Here is a 20,799-nt window from a genome sequence, read left to right as displayed (position 1 = left end):
CGCCACTACCAGCGGTGCTCGACCTGTTCCTTGACGCGTCGCTCGTACAGGTCGCGGATCGCGGTGAACGTCTCCCGCGGCAGCGGCGGCATCTTGGCGGCGGTCGCGTTGGCACGGGCCTGCTCGGGGTTGCGGGCGCCGGGGATCACCGTGGTGACGCCCTCCTGCCCGATGATCCAGCGCAGCGCCAGCTGGGCCGGGGTGCAGCCCTCGGGAGCGAGCGCCGCGAACTCGGCCGCCGCCTCCACGCCCGTCTCGTAGTCGACGCCGGAGAAGGTCTCGCCCTGGTCGAACGCCTCGCCGTGCCGGTTGAAGGTGCGGTGGTCGTCGGCGGCGAAGACGGTGTCCTTCGTGTAATTGCCGGACAGCAGCCCGGAGGCGAGCGGTACCCGGGCGATGATGCCGACACCGGCCGCGCGGGCGGCGGGCAGGACCTCGCGCAGCGGCTTCATGCGGAACGGGTTGAGGATGATCTGCACGCTGGCCACGTTCGGCCGGGCGATCGCGGCCAGCGCCTCGGCGCAGGTCTCCACGCTCACGCCGTACGCGGCGACACGCTCCTCCTCGACCAGGGTGTCCAGCGCGTCGTACACGGCGTCGGTGGAGTAGACCGGGGTGGGCGGGCAGTGCAGCTGCACCAGGTCGATCCGGTCGACGCCGAGGTTGCGTCGCGAACGGTCGTTCCAGGCACGGAAGTTGTCGAGGACGTAGTTCTCGGGGATCTGGTCGACGCGGCGGCCCATCTTGGTGGCCACCAGCACATGCAGATCGGGGCGGCCGCCGAGGAAGGCGGCGATCGTCCGCTCGCTGCGTCCGTCGCCGTAGACGTCGGCGGTGTCGAAGAAGGTGACCCCGGCTTCGGCCGCGGCCTCCAGGACGGCCAGGGCGTCCTTCTCGGCCACGTCGCCCCAGTCCGCCCCCAGCTGCCAGGTGCCGAGACCCACCACCGACACCCGCTGACCCGACCTGTCGATTACACGTTCGTCCATGACCACAGTCTGTCATCCGGCACCCGGTCCCGCGGAACGGAGCGCTCCGGTCACCGGCCTGTGCCCGCGGCGCGCCCGCGCGGGAGGGGACGGCGGCGACGGCGAGTGGGGCCGCGTGATGTCGCCGTCGTGGTCGGGTTCCTCAGACCTGTGCCGTACGGCACTCCGGATGTCCCCACCCCTGCGCGTTCTTGGCGATGGACTCGCCCGCCGCGTAGGAGCGGCCGCAGACGCAGCGCCCGGGGAACTTCGCCTTGATGGTGCGGGACGACGAGGACGCGCCCCCGGAGCGGCGGACCGTCTTCTTGCGCGGGGCGGCCGACTTGGGCGTGTCGGGCGAGGGCGGGGGCACCGGCGAGCCCAGTTCGCTGCCCGCCGGCTCCTGCGCGGAGGCGGCCTGGCTGGCCGCGCGGTCGGCGAAGTCGTTGAGCGGGTCGCCGTCGACCTGATGGGCCGGGACGTAGCGGAACTCCACCGAGCGGCCGTCGAGGAGCGCGTCGATGCGGACCACCAGTTCCTGGTTGGCGACCGGCTTTCCGGCGGAGGTCTTCCAGCCGTTGCGCTTCCAGCCCGGCAGCCAGGTGGTGACGGCCTTCATCGCGTACTGGGAGTCCATCCGGACCTCCAGCTCCACGGTCGGGTCGACGGAACTCAACAGCCGCTCCAGGGCGGTGAGTTCGGCGACGTTGTTGGTGGCCCGGCCGAGCGGGCCCGCCTCCCAGCGAGCGGGCGTCCGCTCGTCGTCGTCCGAGACCACCCATGCCCATCCGGCCGGTCCGGGGTTCCCCTTCGAAGCCCCGTCGCACGCGGCCACCACTCGTTCACGCATGCGCACGATCATCCCACGACGGTGCGGGTGCCCGGTCCGGACGGCCGGGGCCCCGCTCAGGCCTCCCTGATCCGCGGCATCTCCCCCTCGGTGGTCGTGGTGTCGATCACCGAGAAGGTGGCGCCCTGCGGATCACCGAGCGCCGCGAAGCGGCCGAAGGGGCTGCTCATCGGCCCGAAACGGACGACGCCGCCGAGCCTGGTCGCCTTCGCGACGGCCTCGTCGCAGTCGGCGACGGTGAAGTAGACGTTGATGTACGAGGGCACCTCGGGCGGGAAGTCGTCGGTCATCCGCATCCGGCCGAGCACCGTCTCCTCGCCGACGGCGTACATCCGGAAGTCCACCGCGTCGTCCACGAGGTCCTTCGTCCGGTACGGGAAGACCGCGGCGAAGAACGCGTCCGCCTTCTCCGGTTCCCGGGTGAACACCTCGGCCCAGCAGTAGGCGCCCGGGGCCGCCGTCTCCTCGAAGCCCTCGTGGGTGCCCGCCTGCCAGATCCCGAACACGGCCCCGCTGGGCTCGCGGGCCAGGCACATGGTGCCGAGGTCGCCGATCCGCATCGGCTCCATCAGCACGTCACCGCCGCTGTGCCGCACCTTCTCGGCGGTGGCGGCGGCGTCCGGCGAGGCGAAGTACAGGCACCACTGCGACTGTCCCTCCTGGCCCGGCATGGGCGGGACGAGGGCGGCGACGGCCCTCCCGTCCACGCGCGCCTGGGTGTAGTGGCCGTACTCCGCCGAGGAGTCGCCGAAGGTCCAGCCGAGGACGTCACCGTAGAACCTCTCGGCGCCCTCCAGGTCGGTGAACATCGCGTCGGCCCAGCAGGGGGTTCCCTCGGGTTGTACGGCCATGCTCGCCGCCCTCCTGGTGTGGTCGCGGTCCCCGTCTCACGCTAGCCAGCCCGAGGTGGGGCCGCGCGCCGAGCGGGGAGCTGTCGGACACTGGGGACACCGGCGGTCTGCCGAAGGGACGGGCGATGACGATGCGGGCGTGGTCGGTGGTGGCGCGGGGACCGGTCGAGGGCGAGCCGCTGAAGCTGGTGGAGCGACCGGTGCCCACCCCGGGACCGGACGAGCTGCTGGTACGGGTGCGGGCGTGTGGGGTGTGCCGGACCGATCTGCATGTCACCGAGGGCGATCTGCCGGTGCGCCGGGCCGGGGTGACCCCCGGGCACGAGGTCGTCGGCGAGGTGGCCGGGCTCGGCTCGCAGGTCTTCGGCTTCGCGCCGGGCGACCGGGTGGGGGTGGCCTGGCTGCGCCGCACCGACGGGGTGTGCGCCTACTGCGCGCGGGGCGCCGAGAACCTGTGCCCGCGCTCGCAGTACACCGGGTGGGACGCGGACGGGGGCTACGCGGACTACACCACCGTGCCGGCCGCCTTCGCCTACCGGCTGCCCGAGGCGCTGGACGACGTGTCGGCGGCGCCGCTGCTGTGCGCCGGGATCATCGGATTCCGCGCGCTGCGCCGCACCGCGCTGCCGCGGGGCGGCCGCCTCGGCCTGTACGGCTTCGGGGGCAGCGCCCACCTGTGCGCGCAGGTCGCGCTCGCCGAGGGCGCCACCGTGCATGTGATCACCCGGGACGAGGTCTCGCGGGCGCTCGCCCTGGAGCTGGGCGCGGCCTCCGCGCGGGACCTGGACGAGCCGCCGCCTGAGCCGCTGGACGCGGCGATCCTCTTCGCCCCGGTCGGCGACCTGGTGCCGGTGGCGCTGCGCGCCCTGGACCGGGGCGGGGTGCTGGCGCTCGCGGGCATCCACCTCAGCGACGTACCGCCGTTGCACTACGAGACGGACCTGTTCTACGAGAAGGAGTTGCGCAGCGTCACCGCCAACACCCGCGCGGACGGGCGGGAGTTCCTCGCCCTGGCGGCCCGGTACGGTGTCCGCGCGACCACCCACCCCTATCCGCTCGACCGGGCCCCCGAGGCCCTGCGCGATCTGAAGGCGGGCCGTTTCGACGGCGCGGCGGTGCTGGTGACTTCCCCAGAGGGCTGAGATCCCCTCGACAGCGCGGGCGCGGAGGCGCTCGGACGGCCGCCGTGAACGCAGACGGATGCACGCGGAAGCTCGAAGAACGCCGTGTTCCGGCTGGGCACCGAACTGGTGGTCCGGCTGGGCACCGAACTGGTGGTCCGCGCCCCGGCACCCCGGCGCGGTCCCGGACCCGGCGCACGAGCGGCGCTGACCGCCCCGGCTCGGTGCGGCGTTCTTCCGGGGCCCGCGGGGGCGGTGAGCGGGCGGACGGTGGTTCTCCGGGCTCGGCGAGGTCGCGGGGGCGAGCGGCGGTTTCGCGCCAGTGCCGTACGCCGAACGCATGCGTCGTGTCACCGGGGGTACCCGCGCCGTAAGCGACCCCACCGGCGGGAATGAACTGCCGGATCCGGGGTACGCGCCGTGGACACAGCAGCGCAGGTACCGGACGCAGAGGCCGAAAAGGGCAGACGTCGAACCGTGACTTTCGTGGGAGAGGTAATGGAAACCGCCGGGATGCGGTCGCAGACAGCGGTCACCGAGAGGACCGGGCAGGAAGGGGCGGACGCGGGAACACTGCCCGGCATCGCAGACCCCGCCTCCGTGGCCCCGCGGGACGCGCGCGCGCTGTCCCGCCAGTTCTTCCGTCGGCTCGCCGAGCTGGAGGAGGGGACCCACGAGTACCAGTACGCGCGGAACACGCTCATCGAGATGAACATGTCGCTCGTGCGGTTCGCGGCCGGCCGGTTCCGGGGACGCGGCGACGACATGGAGGACATCGTCCAGACCGGCATGATCGGCCTGATCAAGGCCATCGACCGGTTCGAGCTGGCCCGGGAGGTGGAGTTCACCTCGTTCGCGCTGCCGTACATCGTCGGCGAGATCAAGCGGTTCTTCCGCGACACCACCTGGGCGGTGCACGTCCCGCGGCGGCTCCAGGAGCTGCGGGTGGAGCTGGCCAAGGCGCGCGAGGAGCTGTCCAGCCGGCTCGACCGCGACCCGACGGTCGCCGAGCTGGCCACGCTGATGAACATCTCCGAGGACGAGGTGGTCGAGGGGCAGCTCGCCGCCAACGGCTACAACTCCTCCTCCCTGGACGCCGCGCTCACCGGCGACGGCCCCGAGGACGGCGAGGCGGTGCTCGCGGACTTCATCGGCGTGGAGGAGGAGGGGCTGCGCCTGGTGGAGGACTTCCACGCGCTCGCGCCGTTGATGGCCGAGCTGAACGAGCGGGACCGGCGGATCATCCATCTGCGGTTCGTGGAGGAGGCCACGCAGGCGGAGATCGGGGAACAGCTCGGCTGCTCCCAGATGCACGTCTCGCGGCTGATCAAGCGGATCATCACCCGGCTGCGGCAGGGCATGCTGGGCGAGCTGGGCTGCGCCTAGCCAGGCGGCCGGGCGACCGGGGCTCCGCTCCGGCGCCCGGCACTTCGGAAGGCTGAGCGCCCGGGACGTGGGTCCGGGCGCTCAGCGCCTCAGCTCGAAGCGGGCGATCACGCGCTTGCCGACCGGGACCCGCTCCACGGCGACCTCGGCGGCGAGCGCGTGCACGATCTCCAGGCCGTGCCGGCCGACGCGCTGCGGGTTCTTCGGGAAGCGGTGGGGCAAGGCCGTACTGCTGTCGCAGACGGACACCCTGACGAACGTGTCCGTGCCCTCCAGCTCCAGGATGTAGGGACCGCTGCTGTGCCGGTCGGCGTTGGTGACCAGCTCGCTGACCAGCAGGAGCAGCTCGCCGTCCGCACCGCGGTCGATCGTCGCGCACCACTCGGTACGCAACTGCTCGAGGAAGCGGGCCGCGAAGGCCCGCGCCTCGGCGATGCAGCCGGGTTCGCCGGTGAAATGCGTCGCACGTCGCAGCGGCTCGACGGGTACGTCGAAACCGGTCGGTATCACTGCCCCGTCCAGATGCTCGGTCATGCTGTCTCTCTCACGGGCCGGCGGCCTCGTCCGTTCGGTCGTATTCGCACCAGTCCTCCTACCCCGAGTCGGGGCCCGCAGTCCAGGCGTTCGCCGTCCGCGCACAGTGGCGAGCGTCACGCCCCGCCCGGGGTGCCGACGCGGACGGACCACTCGGCGGGCGGGGTGCCCGGCCGATGCTTAGCGTGGCAGGCGTGAGCCCTGTGACCGTCTGCGCGCGGCCCGCCGCCCGGCACGGCTGGCCCGAGGCCCTGGCCGTGGTACTGACCGGGCTCGCGGTGATGGTGCTGGTGGCCGCGGCCGGGCTGTGGGCGGCGGGTGCGGCGGGCCTGCCGGACGGAGCGTTCCCCCGGGTGCTGGCCGCGACCGTGGTCACCGCGGTCGGCGGCAGCGTGCGGCTCGCCGGGGACGCGGGCGCCCTGGCCAGGACCGAAGCCGGGATCACGGTACTCCCCCTGTCCGTGGCGCTGGCCGGTGCCCTGGTGATCGGCTCGGGATTCCTGCGCCCGCTGCGGCACCGGACGGTGGCCTCGGCCGGGGAACTGGCCGGGTGGGGCGCCCGGATCGTCGTGCTGTGGCTGCTCGCGCTGACCGGGCTCGCCTTCGCCGCCCGGCAGACCTTCGCCGTCGACGTGGGCAGCGGCACCCTCAGCGATCTGACCGGTCTGTTCCAGGCGGAGCCGCGGATCGGCTTCTGGGCGGACGTGCCGCTCACCATGCTGTTCGCGCTGCTGTGGCTCGCCTGGGTGCTCCTGGTGGCGCTGCTGGTCGCGCGCCGTGTGCCGCCGGCCGGGCGATGGGCCCGGTGGCGGGAGCGGGCGCGACCCGCCGCCCGCGCGATGGTGGAGCTGCTGCTGGCCGCCGTCGTCGTCGGGCTCGTGGTCGCGCTCGTCACGGCGGCCACCCACGGGCACGCCCGGACGACCTTCGCGCTGATCCTGCTCGGCCTGCCCAACCTGGTCTGGCCCGCCCTGACCATCGGCCTCGGGGCGACCTGGAACGGCCGGGTGGACGGCCCGTTCGGGCTGCCGGTGCCGCACATCCTGGACGTGCTGCTGCGCACCCCGGACGTCTCCGAGGTGAACCTGCGCACCCTGACCGACTACGACGCCCGTACGGCCTGGCTGCCGGTGGCGGCCGGGGTGCTGCTGCTCGCGGTCGCCGTCCGGGCGGCCGTGCGCTCACCGGCCTCGACCCCGCTGTGGCTGCACGCCGTACGGCTCGCCGTCGCGGTCGCCCTCACCGTGCTGATGGTCTGCGTGCTGTGCCGGATCTCCGCCCACTACGGGCTGTCCCTGCTCGGCATCGGCGACCTGGGCGGCGGCCTGTCCGGGGAGCTGCTGCTGCGGCCGCGGACATGGCAGGCGGTGGGCCTGGGGGCGCTGTGGGGGCTGGTCGCCGGATTCCTGGGCGGCCTCACCGCCCCGCTGGTGCGGCGCGGGCGCCGGTCATCCGATCGGCACCACCAGCGCGGGGATGGTGCGCTGCATCCGTAGGGCGTCGACGGACTCGGCGAGCAGTTCGTACTCGGTGGTGTCGTCGCTGGCGGCGATCCGCACCAGCCGCCCCTGCGCCAACTCGTCCGCCACCCGCTCCTGTCGGGCGTCGTCGGCACACCACGCGCGCAGCAGCGCGGGCACGTCGGCCACCGTCTCGGCGACCGGCACCAGCGCCCCCGCCGGGAAGGGGGCCGCCTCCGGACTGGGGTCGAGCCGCTCGGCGATCCAGGACGCGCGGTCACGCAGCCACCACAGAGCCAGTGCCAGGGTGGGCGCACGGTAGGTGCCGAGGGGTACGCCGATGCGCCGGCCCTCGCACACCCCGTACGCCGTGACATGGCACAGGAATTCGTCGTGCACGTATCACTCCCCCGTCGCCCCGCCCGGGTGTACCGGGCGGACCTCGCTCTCCGTGCGGCTCTGTGCGGTGAAGTGCCCCTCGATGTTCGAGTATCGCCACTGCCGAAACACTGTCACCACGACTTTCCGGCCACTCTGTTGGCATATTCCCCACCCTTTTTGGTCGAGATGAGGGGGTTCCGCGAGGGGGTCCGGGCATGACCCCGGAGGTAATCGACGCACTGGGCGGGCCTCGGGCATGGTGATGCCACCGGGTCGGCGAGACCTCGACCCGGGTGCCGACCAGCACAGACGACCTCGATGGAGGCTGATTCACCATGTCCGTGAACACCGAACGCTACGAGACCGCCGCCGCCCGTTACCTCGAGGCCTGGAACGCCACCGAGCCCGAGGCGCTGCGCAAGGCGGTCGCCGCCGCCTGGGCCGCGGACGGCTCCTACACCGACCCGCTCGCCGACGTCCGCGGGCACGAGGGCGTGGCGGCCGTGATCGCCGCGGCCCACGAGCAGTTCCCCGGGTTCGTCTTCCGCCCGCTCGGCGCGGTGGACGGGCACCACGACACCGCGCGCTTCGGCTGGGAGCTGGTGAACGAGGCCGACGGCTCGGCGCCGGTCGCCGGGTTCGACGTGGTCACGCTGGACGGGGAGGGCCGCATCCGCCAGGTGCTGGGGTTCCTGGACCGGGTGCCGGCGGGGGCCTGAGCCCGGCGCCGCGAAGCAGCCCGGGTGGTGCCCCGCACTGGGCACCACCCGGGCGAGGCGGTCCTACGAGCGTACGATCGCGTCGATCCGCTTCAGTTCCTCCGCGTCGAAGTCCGGGCTGCGCAGGGCGCCGACGCTGTCCTCCAGCTGCCGGACGCTGCTCGCGCCGACCAGGGCGGAGGTGACCCTGCCCCCGCGCAGCACCCAGGCCAGGGCGAGCTGGGCGAGGCTCTGGCCGCGGGAGGCGGCGACGTCCCGCAGGGCGCGCAGCCGCCCGACGAGGTCCTCGGTGACGGCCTCGGGCTTCAGGAAGGGGCTGTCGCTCGCGGCGCGGGAGCCCTCCGGGACGCCCTCCAGATAGCGGCCGGTGAGCAGGCCCTGCTCCAGCGGGGAGTAGACGACGGAGCCCACCCGGAGTTCGTCCAGGGCGTCGAGCAGGCCCTCGTCCTCGGGGCGCCGGTCGAGCATCGAGTAGCGCGGCTGGTGGACGAGCAGCGGGGTGCCGAGTTCGCCGAGGACGCGGGCGGCCTCCCGGGTCTGCTCGGCGGAGTAGTTGGAGACGCCGACGTAGAGCGCCTTGCCCTGTCGGACCGCCGTGTGCAGGGCGCCCATCGTCTCCTCCAGCGGAGTGTCCGGGTCGGGGCGGTGCGAGTAGAAGATGTCGACGTACTCCAGGCCCATCCGCTTCAGGCTCTGGTCGAGCGAGGCGAGCAGGTACTTGCGCGAGCCCCATTCGCCGTACGGACCGGGCCACATGCGGTAGCCGGCCTTGGTCGAGACGACCAGCTCGTCGCGGTACGGCGCGAGGTCCGTGGCGAGGGCGGCGCCGAACGCGGACTCGGCGGCACCGGGCGGCGGGCCGTAGTTGTTGGCCAGGTCGAAGTGGGTGACGCCGAGGTCGAGGGCGCGGCGCAGGATGGCGCGCTGGGTCTCCGCGGGGCGGTCGGGACCGAAGTTGTGCCACAGTCCGAGCGACAGCGCGGGGAGTTCGAGGCCGCTGCGTCCGGTGCGCCGGTAGGACATCTCGGCGTAACGGTCGGGGGATGCGGTGTACAACACGGCTCCTGAGGGTCGGCACGGGATCTGACGGTCCAGGATTCCCCGGGCGGCGGCCGGCGGTCCAACGGGAGAATCGGATGGAATTGAGCGGTTAGGCTGCTCAATCATGGAACTGCGCCATCTCCGGCACTTCGTCGCGGTCGCCGAGGACCAGCACTTCACCCGGGCCGCGGAACGTCTGATGGTGTCCCAGTCGGGCCTGTCCGCCTCCATCCGGGCGCTGGAACGGGAACTGCGCGCGCCGTTGTTCGTGCGCACCACGCGACGGGTGACGCTGACCGAGGCGGGGCGGGCGCTGCTGGTGGAGGCCGAGCGGGTCCTCGCGCAGGTGCGCGCCGCGCACGAGGCGGTGGCGGCGGTGCAGGGCGTGCTGCGCGGCACGCTGGCGCTGGGCACCGAGCAGTGCATCGCCGGAGTGCACGTGGCCCGGCTGCTCGCGGCCTTCAGGGGCGCGCACCCCGACGTGGAGATCCGGCTGCGCCAGGCGGGCTCGGGCGCGCTGGCCGAGGAGGTCGCGGCGGGACGGCTCGACCTGGCCTTCGCGTACCGCACCAGGGCCGACGGCGACCAACTGCGCTCGGTGTCGCTGACCAGCGAGCCGATGACCGTGCTGTGCCACCCGCGCCACCGGCTCGCCTCGGCCGAGGCGCTGCTCCGCCCGGACGACCTCGCCGGTGAGGTCTTCGTGGACTTCCACCCGGACTGGGGCCCGCGCCGCGCCACCGACGCCGCCTTCGCCGCGGCGGACGTGCGGCGCACGGTCGCGCTGGAGGTCAACGACGTCCACACACTGCTGGACCTGGTGGACGAGAACCTGGGCGTCGCCGTCGTGCCGCGGCACTTCCGGCACAAGCGGCCCACGCTGACCGCGCTCCCCCTGAAGGGCACGCAGGAGGCCGCGTACGAGACGGTGGCGCTGCTGCCGCCCGAGCGGTCCACCAGCCCCGCGGCCCGCGCCCTCGTCACCCTTCTGGCATCGGAGGACCTGGCACCCCGGTTCTCGTGATTCCGGGCGCGTGCACGCCCTCGTTCTGTGATGGTGGACGGTATGCATGCGAAGGACATCCTCATCGACGGCTACGGCCGCATCCGGGAAGAAGTCCACGACACCCTCGACGGCCTCGGACCGGACGCGCTGCACCACCGCCCGGCCCCCGGCGCCAACACCATCGCCTGGCTGGTCTGGCACCTCGCACGGGTGCAGGACGACCACATCGCCGACGCCTTCGGCCTGGACCAGGTGTGGCTCTCCGACGGCTGGGAGAAGCGTTTCGGCCTCGACCTGCCCCGGCAGGACACCGGGTACGGGCACAGCCCGGCCAAGGTCGCGAAGGTCCGGGTCGAAAGCGCCGACCTGCTGGCCGGGTACTACGACGCCGTGCACGAGCAGACGCTCGGCGCGCTGCGCTCGCTGGCCGCCAAGGACCTCGAAACCGTCGTGGACGAGCGCTGGGACCCGCCGGTCACATTGGGCGTGCGCCTGGTGAGCGTCCTGTCCGACGATCTCCAGCACATCGGACAGGCCGCCTACCTCAAGGGGCTGGTTCAGAGCACGGCGGCGTAGCCGGGCAGGATCACGTCCTCGATGAGCGCCTTGCGCTCGTCGAACGGGATGAACGCGCTCTTGACCGCGTTCACCGTGACCGCCCGCAGGTCCTCCACGCCCCAGCCGGCCTCCTCGACCAGCAGCGCCATCTCCCGGGTCATCGTCGTCCCCGACACCAGGCGGTTGTCGGTGTTCAGGGTGACCCGGAAGCCGAGGTCCTTCAGCTCGGTGATCGGGTGCCCGGCGATCGAGGCGGCGCAGCCGGTCTGGAGGTTGGAGGTGGGGCACATCTCCAGGGCGATGCGACGGTCGCGCACCCAGGACGCGAGACGGCCGAGCTTGCCGTCCACGATGTCCTCGGTCAGGCGGACGCCGTGGCCGATGCGCTGGGCGCCGCACACCTGGACCGCCTGGTGGATGCTGGGCAGGCCGTACGCCTCGCCGGCGTGGATGGTGAAGGGCACGCTCTCGCGGCGCAGGTACTCGAAGGCGCCCAGGTGGTCGGCGGCCGGGAAGCCGTCCTCGGCGCCGGCGATGTCGAAGCCGACGACCCCGGCGTCCCGGTAGGCCACGGCGAGGTCGGCCGCCTCGGCGACGCGGTCGAACATCCGCATGCCGCACAGCAGGGTGCCGACACGCACCGGGGTGCCCGCGGCGGCCGCCTTCGCCATACCGGCGGCCAGGCCCTCCTGCACGCTCTCCACGACCTCGGGGAGGCTCAGCCCGCCCCGGGTGTTCAGCTCGGGGGCGTAGCGCACCTCGCCGTAGACGACACCGTCGGCGGCGAGGTCCAGCACGTACTCCTCGGCGGTGCGCAGCAGGCCCTCGCGGGTCTGCATCACGGCGAGGGTGTGCTCGAAGGTGGCGATGTAGCGCACCAGGTCACCGGAGTTGGCGGCCTCGACGTACCAGGCGGCCAGCTCGTCCGGGTCCGTGGTGGGCAGTTCGTGCCCGACCTCGGCGGCCAGCTCCACGAGGGTGGCGGGGCGCAGACCGCCGTCGAGGTGGTCGTGCAGCACGGCCTTGGGGAGGCGGCGCAGGGTGTCGGTGTCGATGCGGGGGGCGGTCATGGCAGGGCGTTCCTCAGCAGGTTGTACCGGGGTCGATCAGGCGGCCGACGGTGCCGACGGGATGGGTTAGCCGGTGAGGTTATACGTAAAACCGGATGCTTGTCTACGCGCGTTGCCGAGGGGGGTGAAGGGGTCTCGCGACGGGACGAGGGGCGCGTCGGTTCAGGGCGCTTCGTCGCCCTGGGCCACCTCCACCCGGTGGTGGAAGTCCACCAGTCCGGCGGCGGTCGTCGCCCCGGACAGAGCCGTGCAGGCGATGAGCAGCGCGGCGACGAGGCGGCCGGCGCGGGGCCCGCCGGGCGCCTCCAGCAGCGCCCGCACCCGCTGAGGGACCGGTCCGGTGGTCGCCGCGGCCGCGAAGTCGGGCCGCGGGGTGGCGGACGCGTGCCCGGCGAGGGCCGCCCGTGCGATGGCCCGCGCGGTCAGCCGACGGTCACCCACATGCGCGGCCGCGGCCTCGTCGGCGGCCCGCTCCGCCGCGAGCCGGATGGCCGCACGGACCGGCCGCAGCGCGGGATGGCAGTGCGCCGCGAGTTCCGCGGCGGCCAGGAAGTAGTGGTGCCCGCCCTCGTTGTGCGCCCGCTCGTGCGCGAACAGGACCTCCCGCTCGGGCCCGTCCAGGCTGCGCAGCATCGCGGTCGTGACGACGATGCGGTGCGGGCGGCCGGGCAGCGCGTAGGCGTCGGGGCGGGGCGAGTCCACCACGCACAGATCACCGGCGGCGGGGCCGCTCCCCGCCTCGGTGTGGGCCGCGCGGAAGGCCCGTCCCTGGCGCAGCACCGAACGGACGAGGGTCCAGCAGCAGACGGCGAGGACGCCGACGGAGGTGGCGGCGGCCGGCACCACGATCGCGGCGGAGGCGGTGTGCAGCGGGTGGATGAACTCGCCGAACGCGGCGAAGAGCGGCAGCTTCAGCAACCCGATCAGCACGAAGGCGCCGAGCGCGGCGAGCGAGCACCCGGCGAGGATCACCGCGCAGGCCGTGACGGCCCACAGCGCGGCGGCCGGGGCCAGCCTGGCGAGAGCCCGCCGGGCCAGCGCCGGCAGCGCGCACGGCAGCAGCAGGGGCAGCAGGAGCAGAGCGGTCATCAGCCGTCGGATTCCAGCAGATCCCGCAGGACGCGTTCGTCCTCCGGGTTGAGCTGGGCGACGAAGCGGGCGAGCACGGTCTCGCGGTCGCTGTCCCGGTCCAGCTCGCTGTGCATCCGGCGGGCGGTGAGGCCGTGGGCGTCCTGGACCTCCTGGACGGGGAAGTACACGAAGCCGCGGCCCCGGCGCTGCCGGTCGACGACGCCCTTGTCGTGCAGGCGGCTGAGGATCGTGGTCACCGTCGTGCGCGCCAGGTCCGCGCCCAGGCTCGCCTGGACCTGTCCGGGGGTCCGGGGCCCGTCGGCGGCCCAGAGCGCGGCCATGACGCTCGCCTCTAGTTCACCGGCCGGCCGGCGTTCGTCCTTGCCGTCGGTCATGGAAACGTCCTCACCCTCCTCGTCGTCCGCGTGCGGACCGTCTACACGATGGTAGTCATACGGCCGCGCGAGTCGTCCCTCCCCTCGGAGGCGGGGGCCGCGGTACGGCGTGTCACCCACCTGGCGGCACTCTTGCCGGGCGTGGGCCCGGCCGACGAGCGGGCGGACGCCTCGGGCGGCGCGGTGCGGCGTCGAGCGCCGGGAGACGCGGCACCGAGACCCACGGTGCCGCTCGGCGCCGCGTGTGCCCCGAGAGCGGCTCGGTGCCGTCGCGGAGCCTGGACGTGCCGGGCGAGGCGGCCACGTGGCGGTCTCCCGCGCGGTGCGCAGCGGCCCTGCGGGCCGGGACGGCGGTGCCCTCGCGCGGGCGATACCGTCCGGCCGTGCACGGCAGGCCGGCATGTCGCCGACGAGGACGTGGCGGCCCGCGTGGGCGGGGTCGGCCGGTTCCCCCACCGGATGCGCGGTCCCGGCCGACGTCTCCGACCGTGCGGGCGTCGCCCGGACCGCGCCGAGGTGCCCGCGCCGGCGTGCTCCGCCAGGGGGACGGCGCGGTTCCGCTCCCCGGGGTGCCCCGGTCGCGGATGTCCCGGGACCGCACGCCCGACCGACGCTCGGATCCCACGCCTCCCGGGTCCGGCCATGAGCGGTAGCCTCCCCGTGCCGCCTCCCCGGGGCAGCGGCAACGAGCCCGAGGAACGTACCCCGCGGGACCGGCGACGGGCCGAAGCAGGCGCGCGTTCTTCAGTCAGCGGCGCCGCGCCGCCGACCCGTGACCTGCCGGGCGGCATCGATCACGGTGGCGCAGACGGCTGCCCGTTCGGTTCCCGGACGGGCCCTGGCGGCCGCCCTGCCCCACCGAGTCCAGCGGACCTGCGGCCAGCGGGCGGCACGCCGCCGGTGCGGCGCGTGAGGGTCAGCTTCCCGCCCCGGCCCTGGTCGATGTCGCGCCACTCGCCGTCCGCCCAGTCCAGGCCCGCCGCCTCCCCCCGAACACCTCTTTCGACGGCACGTCGTCGCCATCCGAAGAGCGGTTCGACCGAGGGTCGTACCAGCCCTTGCGAGCCGTGGGCCGCGACTCCGTCGTGACGGATCGGATGTTCAGCGGCCGCGCCGCAGACCACGCGAGAGGGCATGCGCGCCGGCCGTGGCCACCGCGGCGAGGCCCAGGGCCCCGACCAGGTCCCGTGCCCGGACGGGACGCAGCACCCCGGCAGCCCGCAGCCGGGAACGCGCCCACACCGTGAACGGCAGCACCACCACCGGTGTCGTCACGGACCCCGGCGTGTACCCCCGCACGACCGCCGCCTGGGCCAGATGAACCAGGCCGTGCAGGCCGAAGGCGTCCAGTGCCGTCTGGTACACGGCGGAGCGCCCGCCCGTGCGCAGCCCCTCCCCCGCCGTCAGTCCCACGACGACGGCCATCGCCGCGACCGCGGTGGCGAACTCCTCTCGGTCCACGGACCCCAGCCCCCGCCACACCGCCTCGGGCACCTTGGGGAACCGGTCCCGCAGCGCGGGCACCCGGCTCCGCGTCCAGCGCGGCACCATGAGCATCTCCTCCGCGTCATGGACGGCCCACGCGGCCAGCAGCCCGAGCGTGACCGTCGCCTCCACCTTCCGCGATGCGTCTGTCATGAACAGACAGTCTGGCAGGCCCGATTGACCGCGCCACCGACCTCGATTCAGCGCCATGCATGACAAAGACTCCCACCGCTACACATAAACCTCGAACAAGCGCAAAATGGGAACTGCGGCGCTCGTTGAACACCGCATCCTGAAGCGGTCTGGCCTGCACATTCGAAGGAGACGAAAGTCATGGCCAACGTCTGGCACAGGGGTGATATGTCGACCCACCCCGATGTCCCCGAAATGCGGGAACGCTACGCCCGCATGCTCGGCGGTCGTGATGTGGCGCTCGTGGACGGGCCGGTGTTCCTGGTCGGCCTGTACTGCGCGGCATCGCCCTGGATCCTGCACTACACGACGAGCCAGCCGGCGCTCATGACGCACAACCTGATCATGGGCATCGCGATAGGCCTGCTGGCACTGGGATTCACCAGGGCCCCCGAGCGGATGTACGGCCTCAGCTGGGCGATGTGCGCGTTGGGCGTCTGGATGATCATCGCTCCGTGGATCGTGGGCAGCGCCCCGGACGCCGGAGTGATCGCCAACAACGTCGTCATCGGCGCGCTCGCCCTCTTCCTCGGACTCGTCTGTGCCGCGTCGGCCGCGTCGGCGGCGAAGAGCACTCCCAGGCCCTAGCGGGGAAGGAAGCACACCCGGACGACACGAGGAAGGAGCGGAACGTCGAGAAAGGGAAGACGAACACGGAAGGAAGAACGACGGAGGGCCGGTCCGCCGAGTGCGAACCGGCCCTCCCACCGTCTCAGCGGCGCACGGTGAAGCTCAGCCACAGGTCCGGAGGCAGCGAGGGCCGCCCCGGCACCGCCCGTTCCGCACAGCCCCAGTCACCCGGCGCGACCTCCTCCGCGACCCGGTGCCAGAACGCCTCCGCCCCCGCGTTGCCCCGCTGGTACGCGATCTCCCAGCGCCCGGGATGCCGCCGCAGCACCTCCACCGCGGCCCGCAGCCCGACTCCCGCGCGCCGCACCCCCCGCGCCACGAAGAAACTGTTGAGCACCCGCACGGACCCGTCGAGCCCCCGCACGAACGCGAGCCCGGCGAGGCCGGCTCCGCAGGTCAGCAGGTACGGCGCCCATCCGGGCGCGGTGAACGCGGACTCGACGCGCTCGCTGCGGAACGTGCCGTCGGCGGCGGGCAGCCCGCCCTGGTACTCGGACATGTCGTGGCGGAACATCAGCCACAGCCGCTCCACGGCGGGCCGGTCCTCGGGGGTCGCGGGGCGGACACGGACGTCCGCGGTCATGTTCTCGGTCATGACCGAAAGCCTCCCCGGCGGACTCGGGTCCGGGCCGGGGAGGCTCGTGCACGCTGCGTGGATCATAGCCCCCCGAGGGTCAGACCGTCTCGGGGTCCAGCCCGGCCGGCCGCTCCTCGCCCGTCTCCTTCTCCCCGAACGGCCACGCCCTCTCCAGCCGGGCCCAGACCAGGAACGCCGCGCAGCCGAGGGCCAGCCAGGCCAGGGACCATTCGATGGGGTGGCGGCCCGGTGAGCCGCGGTCGGCGTAGCCGTAGATCACGCACCAGCCGACGAAGGCCACCAGGGACGGCAGCGGGTAGAGCCACATGCGGTACGGGCGGCGCAGGGCGGGCTGCCGGGCGCGCAGCACCGTCAGGGCGACGATCTGGGCGAGCGCCTGCACGATCACCATCACCGTGGTGAGCAGCTGGATGAGGGTCGCGAGATCGGTGTGCCGGCCGACGAGGAAGCCGGCCGCGGTGATCACGCCCATGGTCGCCAGGCCCAGCGTCGGGAAGCGGTGCCGGGGGTGCAGCCTGGCGTACGGCCGGAAGAAGACCCGGTCGCGCGCGGCGTCGTACGGCACCCGGGAGCCGCCCAGCAGGCCCGTGAACACGGAGGCGAACGCGGTGATCAGGATGAGCACGGTGACGGTGTCGGCGGCGCCCCTGCCCCAGGTGCGCTCCAGGACCGCGGAGGCCACGGAGGTGGACGCGACGTCGCCGGGGTCGCTCATGCGGTGCCAGTCGACGACGCCGAGCGTGCCGATCTGGAGCAGCAGGTAGATCGCCATGATGCCGAGGATCGAGAAGAGGACGGAGCGCGGCAGGACGCGGCCCGGGTCCTTGATCTCGGCGCCCATGTAGGCGGTGGTGTTGTAGCCGAGGTAGTCGTAGATCCCGATGGTCAGGCCCGCGGCGAAGCCGGTCCAGAAGTGGCCGTCCGCCAGGTCGAACGCGCCCGCCGGGTAGGTGAAGGCCAGCCGCGGACTGAAGTCCGTGGCCGCCGCGGTGATCACCAGGACCACCGAGGCGATCATCACGGCCCACATCACGGCGGTGATCCGCGCGATGTGCTCGATGCCGCGCCACAGCAGGAACACGACCAGGGCGATGACGCCGAGGCCGGTCAGGTCGCCGGCCGTGCCGCCGAGGCCGGGGACGAGATAGCCGAGGTACTGGACGAAGCCGACCACGCCCGTGGACATGATCAGCGGCACGAAGAGCATCGCCGTCCACACGAACAGGAACGGCATCAGCCTGCCGGTGCGGTGCTGGAATGCCTGGCGCAGATAGACGTAGCTGCCGCCGGAGCCGGGCAGCGCGGCACCGAGTTCGGCCCAGACCAGCCCGTCGCACAGCGCCAGTACGGCACCCGCGACGAACCCGACGACCGCCTGCGGGCCGCCGAACGCGGTGACCATCAGCGGGATGGTGACGAACGGGCCGATGCCGCACATCTGGCTCATGTTGATGGCCGTGGCCTGGAACAGCCCGACCCGGCGGACGAAGCCGCCCGGAGGCGGCGGGCTACCGGACATGGGGACTCCTGGGGGCGTCGGGAGGGAACCCTACGAGAATCCGAGCGCCGGCAGAAAGCGGTTGACGGACATTCAGCGGACGCTGCGGCGAAGGTCGTTGACAGTCCTGGGACGGCGACCTAGCTTAAGCCCGGTTAGTAAAGTTTCCTAACTTTACGAGCCTGGAGACCGTCTGTGTTCCCTCGTCCCGCCCCCGGCCTGAGGCTCGCCACGGCCACCGGCCTCCTCGCCCTGGTGGGCTCCCTCACCACCGGAGCCTGGGCCGACCCCCACGCCCGCACTCCGCCGCTCAGCCCGGTCGCGGCGCTGAAGCCGGCCGCCGCCCGGATCACCCACGTGTCCTCGGCCGCCGGTGCCACCACCCCGCTCGCCGGATACGCCGTCCAGTCCACGGCCAAGGTGGGCGACTCCCCCGCCGCCGTGTCCTCGCCCGGTTACCCGGCGCGCGGCTGGTACCCGGCCGGCCCGCGCTCCACGGTCCTGGCCGCGCTGCTCGCCGCCGGGGTGTACGACGACCCCTTCCGCTCGACCAACCTGGCGAAGATCCCGAAGGCGGACTTCGAGGTGCCGTGGTGGTACCGCTCCGACTTCACCGTCGCCGACACCACGCGGCGCACCCTCCTCGACTTCAGCGGCGTCGTCTCGGCGGCCGACGTCTACGTCAACGGCCACCAGGTGGCCACCGCGCGGGACGTGACCGGCGCCTACACGCACCACGAACTGGACGTCACCGCCCTGGTCCGGCCCGGCGTCAACACGGTCGCCTTCCGCGTGCGGCCCAACGAGCCGAGCAAGGACCTGACCACCGGCTGGCTGGACTGGCTCCAGCCGCCGCCCGACCGGAACATGGGCATCGTCCGTGACGTCCTGGTGCGCCGGGGCGGCCCGGTGGCGCTGCGCGACGCACACGTGGTGACGAAACTGGCCGTGCCGTCCCTCTCGGCCGCCGACCTGACGGTGCGGGCCCGGGTCCGCAACGACTCGGGCACGGCGGTCACCGCGGAGATCACCGGTTCCGTCGGCGGCACGCGTCTGCGCAGGACGATCCGGCTCGCCGCGCACGAGACGAGGACCGTCGCCTTCTCCCCCGCCGACGCGCCGGGTCTGCACCTCACCGCGCCGAAGGTGTGGTGGCCCGCGGGGATGGGCGGACAGCCGCTGTACGCCCTCGACCTCACCGCGCGCGTGTCCGGTACCACCTCGGACACCGCGCACCAGGACTTCGGCATCCGTGACGTCCGGGCGCCGCTGAACTCCGCCGGGGCCCGCCAGTACGGGATCAACGGCCGCCCGCTGCTGATCAAGGGCGGCGGCTGGTCGCCGGACGAGTTCCTGCGCTGGGACCGCGTCTACGCGGAGGACCGGCTGCGGTACGCCGTCGACCTCGGCCTGAACACCCTGCGCCTGGAAGGCCACTTGGAGCCGGACGAGTTCTTCGGGCTGGCCGACCGGCTCGGTGTGCTCACGCTGCCGGGCTGGGAGTGCTGCGACAAGTGGGAGGGCCAGGTCAACGGCACGGAGAACGGGGAGAGGTGGGCCCCGGCCGACTATCCGGTGGCCAAGGCGTCCATGGCCGCCGAGGCCGCCCGGCTGCGGGACCACCCGAGCGTCATCTCCTTCCTGATCGGCAGCGACTTCGCGCCCGACGCGAGGATCGAGAAGAACTACCTGGACGCGCTGCGGGCCGCCGACTGGGACCTCCCGGTGGTCCCCGCCGCATCCGACAAATCATCGCCGCGGCTGGGCCGTTCGGGGATGAAGATGACGGGGCCCTACGACTGGGTGCCACCGAACTACTGGTACGCCAAGCGCGAGGGCGGCGCGACCGGCTTCAACTCCGAGACCAGCGCGGGCCCGAGCATCCCCACCCTGGACACCCTGCACCGGATGCTCACCCCGGCCGAACTCGACACCCTCTGGCAGGACCCGAAGGCCAGGCAGTACCACCGCTCCCCGTCCGACACCTTCGGCACGCTCTCGCTCTACGACGAGGCCCTCGCCGCCCGCTACGGCGCCCCCACCGGACTCACCGACTACGTGCGCAAGGCGCAGCTGGCCCAGTACGAGAACGTGCGGGCCCAGTTCGAGGCGTACGGTCGCAACGCGACCGACCGCACCGATCCCGCCACCGGGGTCGTCCACTGGATGTTCAACAGCGGCTGGACGTCACTGCACTGGCAGCTGACCGACCGTTACCTCGACCAGGGCGGCGCCTACTTCGGCGCGAAGAAGGCCAACGAGCCGCTGCACATCCAGTATTCGTACGACGACCGATCGGTCGCGGTGGTGAACAACCGGCACACGGCCGAGCAGGACCTCACCGCGCGGGCCACCCTCTACGACACCGACGGCTCGCCGCGCTACGACCGAACGGTCACCGGGGTGTCGGTCCCCGGGGACGGGGCGCACTCGACGCCGCTGATCCTGCCGTCGTCGGTGGCGGGCCTGTCGGGGACCCGTCTGCTGCGGCTGGTGCTCAGCGACGCGGCGGGCCGGGAGGTGAGCCGGAACGTGTACTGGCTGTCCGACGAACCCGACGTCCTCGACTGGCAGCGCACCACCTGGTGGTACACGCCGACGACCGGATACGCCGACCTCACCGGACTGGCCTCGATGGCGCGGGTCCCGGTGGCGGCGACGGCCACCACACGGTCGGTCGCCGGCACCTCGACCACGACCGTGACGCTGCGGAACACCACGGACGGGCTGACGCCCTCGCTGCTGACGGACGTGCACCTGGTGGACGGGCGCGGGGCGCCGGTCCTGCCGGTGCGCTGGTCGGACAACGAGGTGGGCCTGTGGCCGGGCGAGTCGGTGACGCTGACCGCCGTCTACCGGACGGCCGACCTGCACGGCGCGGCCCCGCGCGTGCGGGTCTCCGGGTGGAACACGCCGGAGCGGACCGTGCCCGCGACATGACGAGGGGGGTGGGCCCCGCCGGACCCACCCCCCTCGCGTTCGGTG

20 protein-coding genes are annotated in these 20,799 nt (G+C 73.1%); 8 read left to right on the top strand and 12 right to left on the bottom strand.

Annotated elements, in window-relative coordinates; all coding sequences use genetic code 11:
- Positions 1-5: 5 nt before the first annotated feature.
- The 3 genes from QSK45_RS18590 to QSK45_RS18580 form a co-directional block, all read right to left on the bottom strand.
- Complete coding sequence (locus QSK45_RS18590; RefSeq protein ID WP_285558209.1) at positions 6-989, bottom strand: aldo/keto reductase; 984 nt, start codon at positions 987-989, stop codon at positions 6-8.
- 142 nt (positions 990-1,131) lie between these two features.
- The gene (locus QSK45_RS18585) at positions 1,132-1,830 is read right to left on the bottom strand and encodes a ribonuclease H family protein (protein ID WP_285558208.1); all 699 of its coding nucleotides are present in this window, start codon (positions 1,828-1,830) and stop codon (positions 1,132-1,134) included.
- 44 nt (positions 1,831-1,874) lie between these two features.
- Entirely contained in the window at positions 1,875-2,669 is a 795-nt protein-coding gene (locus QSK45_RS18580) for a VOC family protein (RefSeq protein ID WP_285558207.1), read from the bottom strand.
- A 131-nt stretch (positions 2,670-2,800) separates the two neighbouring features.
- On the opposite strand from QSK45_RS18580, the gene QSK45_RS18575 reads away from it, so the two are divergent.
- Together QSK45_RS18575 and QSK45_RS18570 are read left to right on the top strand one after the other, a co-directional pair.
- The gene (locus tag QSK45_RS18575; RefSeq protein WP_285558298.1) at positions 2,801-3,811 is read left to right on the top strand and encodes a zinc-binding alcohol dehydrogenase family protein; all 1,011 of its coding nucleotides are present in this window, start codon (positions 2,801-2,803) and stop codon (positions 3,809-3,811) included.
- Positions 3,812-4,288: 477 nt separating this feature from the next.
- A complete protein-coding gene (locus QSK45_RS18570) occupies positions 4,289-5,176 on the top strand; it encodes an RNA polymerase sigma factor SigF (protein ID WP_285558206.1) in 888 nt (295 codons plus the stop codon).
- Positions 5,177-5,257: 81 nt separating this feature from the next.
- Here the strand turns inward: QSK45_RS18570 and QSK45_RS18565 are convergent, their stop codons facing one another.
- Positions 5,258-5,710, bottom strand: coding sequence for an ATP-binding protein (locus QSK45_RS18565; RefSeq protein WP_285558205.1), 453 nt, complete (start codon positions 5,708-5,710; stop codon positions 5,258-5,260).
- A gap of 176 nt (positions 5,711-5,886) precedes the next feature.
- Here QSK45_RS18565 and QSK45_RS18560 point away from each other — a divergent pair, with 176 nt between their 5' ends.
- Positions 5,887-7,206, top strand: coding sequence for a streptophobe family protein (locus tag QSK45_RS18560; RefSeq protein WP_285558204.1), 1,320 nt, complete (start codon positions 5,887-5,889; stop codon positions 7,204-7,206).
- Here QSK45_RS18560 and QSK45_RS18555 read toward each other — a convergent pair.
- Positions 7,159-7,569 (bottom strand): hypothetical protein, encoded by a 411-nt coding sequence (locus QSK45_RS18555; RefSeq protein WP_285558203.1) that lies wholly within the window; start codon positions 7,567-7,569, stop codon positions 7,159-7,161. The genes QSK45_RS18560 and QSK45_RS18555 overlap by 48 nt on opposite strands.
- Before the next feature lie 317 nt (positions 7,570-7,886).
- Here QSK45_RS18555 and QSK45_RS18550 point away from each other — a divergent pair, with 317 nt between their 5' ends.
- Entirely contained in the window at positions 7,887-8,270 is a 384-nt protein-coding gene (locus QSK45_RS18550) for a nuclear transport factor 2 family protein (protein WP_285558202.1), read from the top strand.
- Between the two features lie 63 nt (positions 8,271-8,333).
- On the opposite strand, the gene QSK45_RS18545 is transcribed toward QSK45_RS18550, so the two are convergent.
- A complete protein-coding gene (locus QSK45_RS18545; protein ID WP_285558201.1) occupies positions 8,334-9,326 on the bottom strand; it encodes an aldo/keto reductase in 993 nt (330 codons plus the stop codon).
- A gap of 109 nt (positions 9,327-9,435) precedes the next feature.
- Between QSK45_RS18545 and QSK45_RS18540 the strand changes: the two genes are divergently transcribed.
- Both QSK45_RS18540 and QSK45_RS18535 read left to right on the top strand, forming a co-directional pair.
- Positions 9,436-10,335 carry a LysR family transcriptional regulator gene (locus QSK45_RS18540; RefSeq protein WP_285558200.1) on the top strand — a complete coding sequence of 300 codons (900 nt, stop codon included), beginning with the start codon at positions 9,436-9,438 and terminating at the stop codon, positions 10,333-10,335.
- A 42-nt stretch (positions 10,336-10,377) separates the two neighbouring features.
- A complete protein-coding gene (locus tag QSK45_RS18535) occupies positions 10,378-10,893 on the top strand; it encodes a mycothiol transferase (RefSeq protein ID WP_285558198.1) in 516 nt (171 codons plus the stop codon).
- On the opposite strand, the gene QSK45_RS18530 is transcribed toward QSK45_RS18535, so the two are convergent.
- From QSK45_RS18530 to QSK45_RS18515, 4 genes are all read right to left on the bottom strand, one after another.
- A complete protein-coding gene (locus QSK45_RS18530; RefSeq protein ID WP_285558197.1) occupies positions 10,875-11,945 on the bottom strand; it encodes an adenosine deaminase in 1,071 nt (356 codons plus the stop codon). The genes QSK45_RS18535 and QSK45_RS18530 overlap by 19 nt on opposite strands.
- A 162-nt stretch (positions 11,946-12,107) precedes the next feature.
- On the bottom strand, positions 12,108-13,034 hold the full coding sequence (locus QSK45_RS18525) for a M48 family metalloprotease (RefSeq protein WP_285558196.1): 927 nt from the start codon (positions 13,032-13,034) through the stop codon (positions 12,108-12,110).
- Entirely contained in the window at positions 13,034-13,411 is a 378-nt protein-coding gene (locus tag QSK45_RS18520) for a BlaI/MecI/CopY family transcriptional regulator (RefSeq protein WP_285558195.1), read from the bottom strand. Before QSK45_RS18520 ends, QSK45_RS18525 begins: the two co-directional genes overlap by 1 nt.
- A 1,101-nt stretch (positions 13,412-14,512) precedes the next feature.
- Positions 14,513-15,049 (bottom strand): HXXEE domain-containing protein, encoded by a 537-nt coding sequence (locus QSK45_RS18515; RefSeq protein WP_285558194.1) that lies wholly within the window; start codon positions 15,047-15,049, stop codon positions 14,513-14,515.
- Between the two features lie 180 nt (positions 15,050-15,229).
- Between QSK45_RS18515 and QSK45_RS18510 the strand changes: the two genes are divergently transcribed.
- Complete coding sequence (locus QSK45_RS18510) at positions 15,230-15,676, top strand: SPW repeat protein (protein WP_285558193.1); 447 nt, start codon at positions 15,230-15,232, stop codon at positions 15,674-15,676.
- A 124-nt stretch (positions 15,677-15,800) separates the two neighbouring features.
- Here QSK45_RS18510 and QSK45_RS18505 read toward each other — a convergent pair whose 3' ends face one another.
- The gene (locus QSK45_RS18505; protein ID WP_285558192.1) at positions 15,801-16,313 is read right to left on the bottom strand and encodes a GNAT family N-acetyltransferase; all 513 of its coding nucleotides are present in this window, start codon (positions 16,311-16,313) and stop codon (positions 15,801-15,803) included.
- Positions 16,314-16,392: 79 nt separating this feature from the next.
- A complete protein-coding gene (locus QSK45_RS18500; protein WP_285558191.1) occupies positions 16,393-17,835 on the bottom strand; it encodes an APC family permease in 1,443 nt (480 codons plus the stop codon).
- Between the two features lie 174 nt (positions 17,836-18,009).
- On the opposite strand from QSK45_RS18500, the gene QSK45_RS18495 reads away from it, so the two are divergent.
- On the top strand, positions 18,010-20,754 hold the full coding sequence (locus QSK45_RS18495; RefSeq protein ID WP_285558190.1) for a glycoside hydrolase family 2 protein: 2,745 nt from the start codon (positions 18,010-18,012) through the stop codon (positions 20,752-20,754).
- Positions 20,755-20,799 lie beyond the last annotated feature (45 nt).

Source organism: Streptomyces hygroscopicus subsp. hygroscopicus, assembly GCF_030269125.1.
Taxonomy (GTDB): Bacteria; Actinomycetota; Actinomycetes; order Streptomycetales; family Streptomycetaceae; genus Streptomyces; species Streptomyces hygroscopicus_C.
This window is presented reverse-complemented; position numbering and strand designations above follow the sequence as displayed.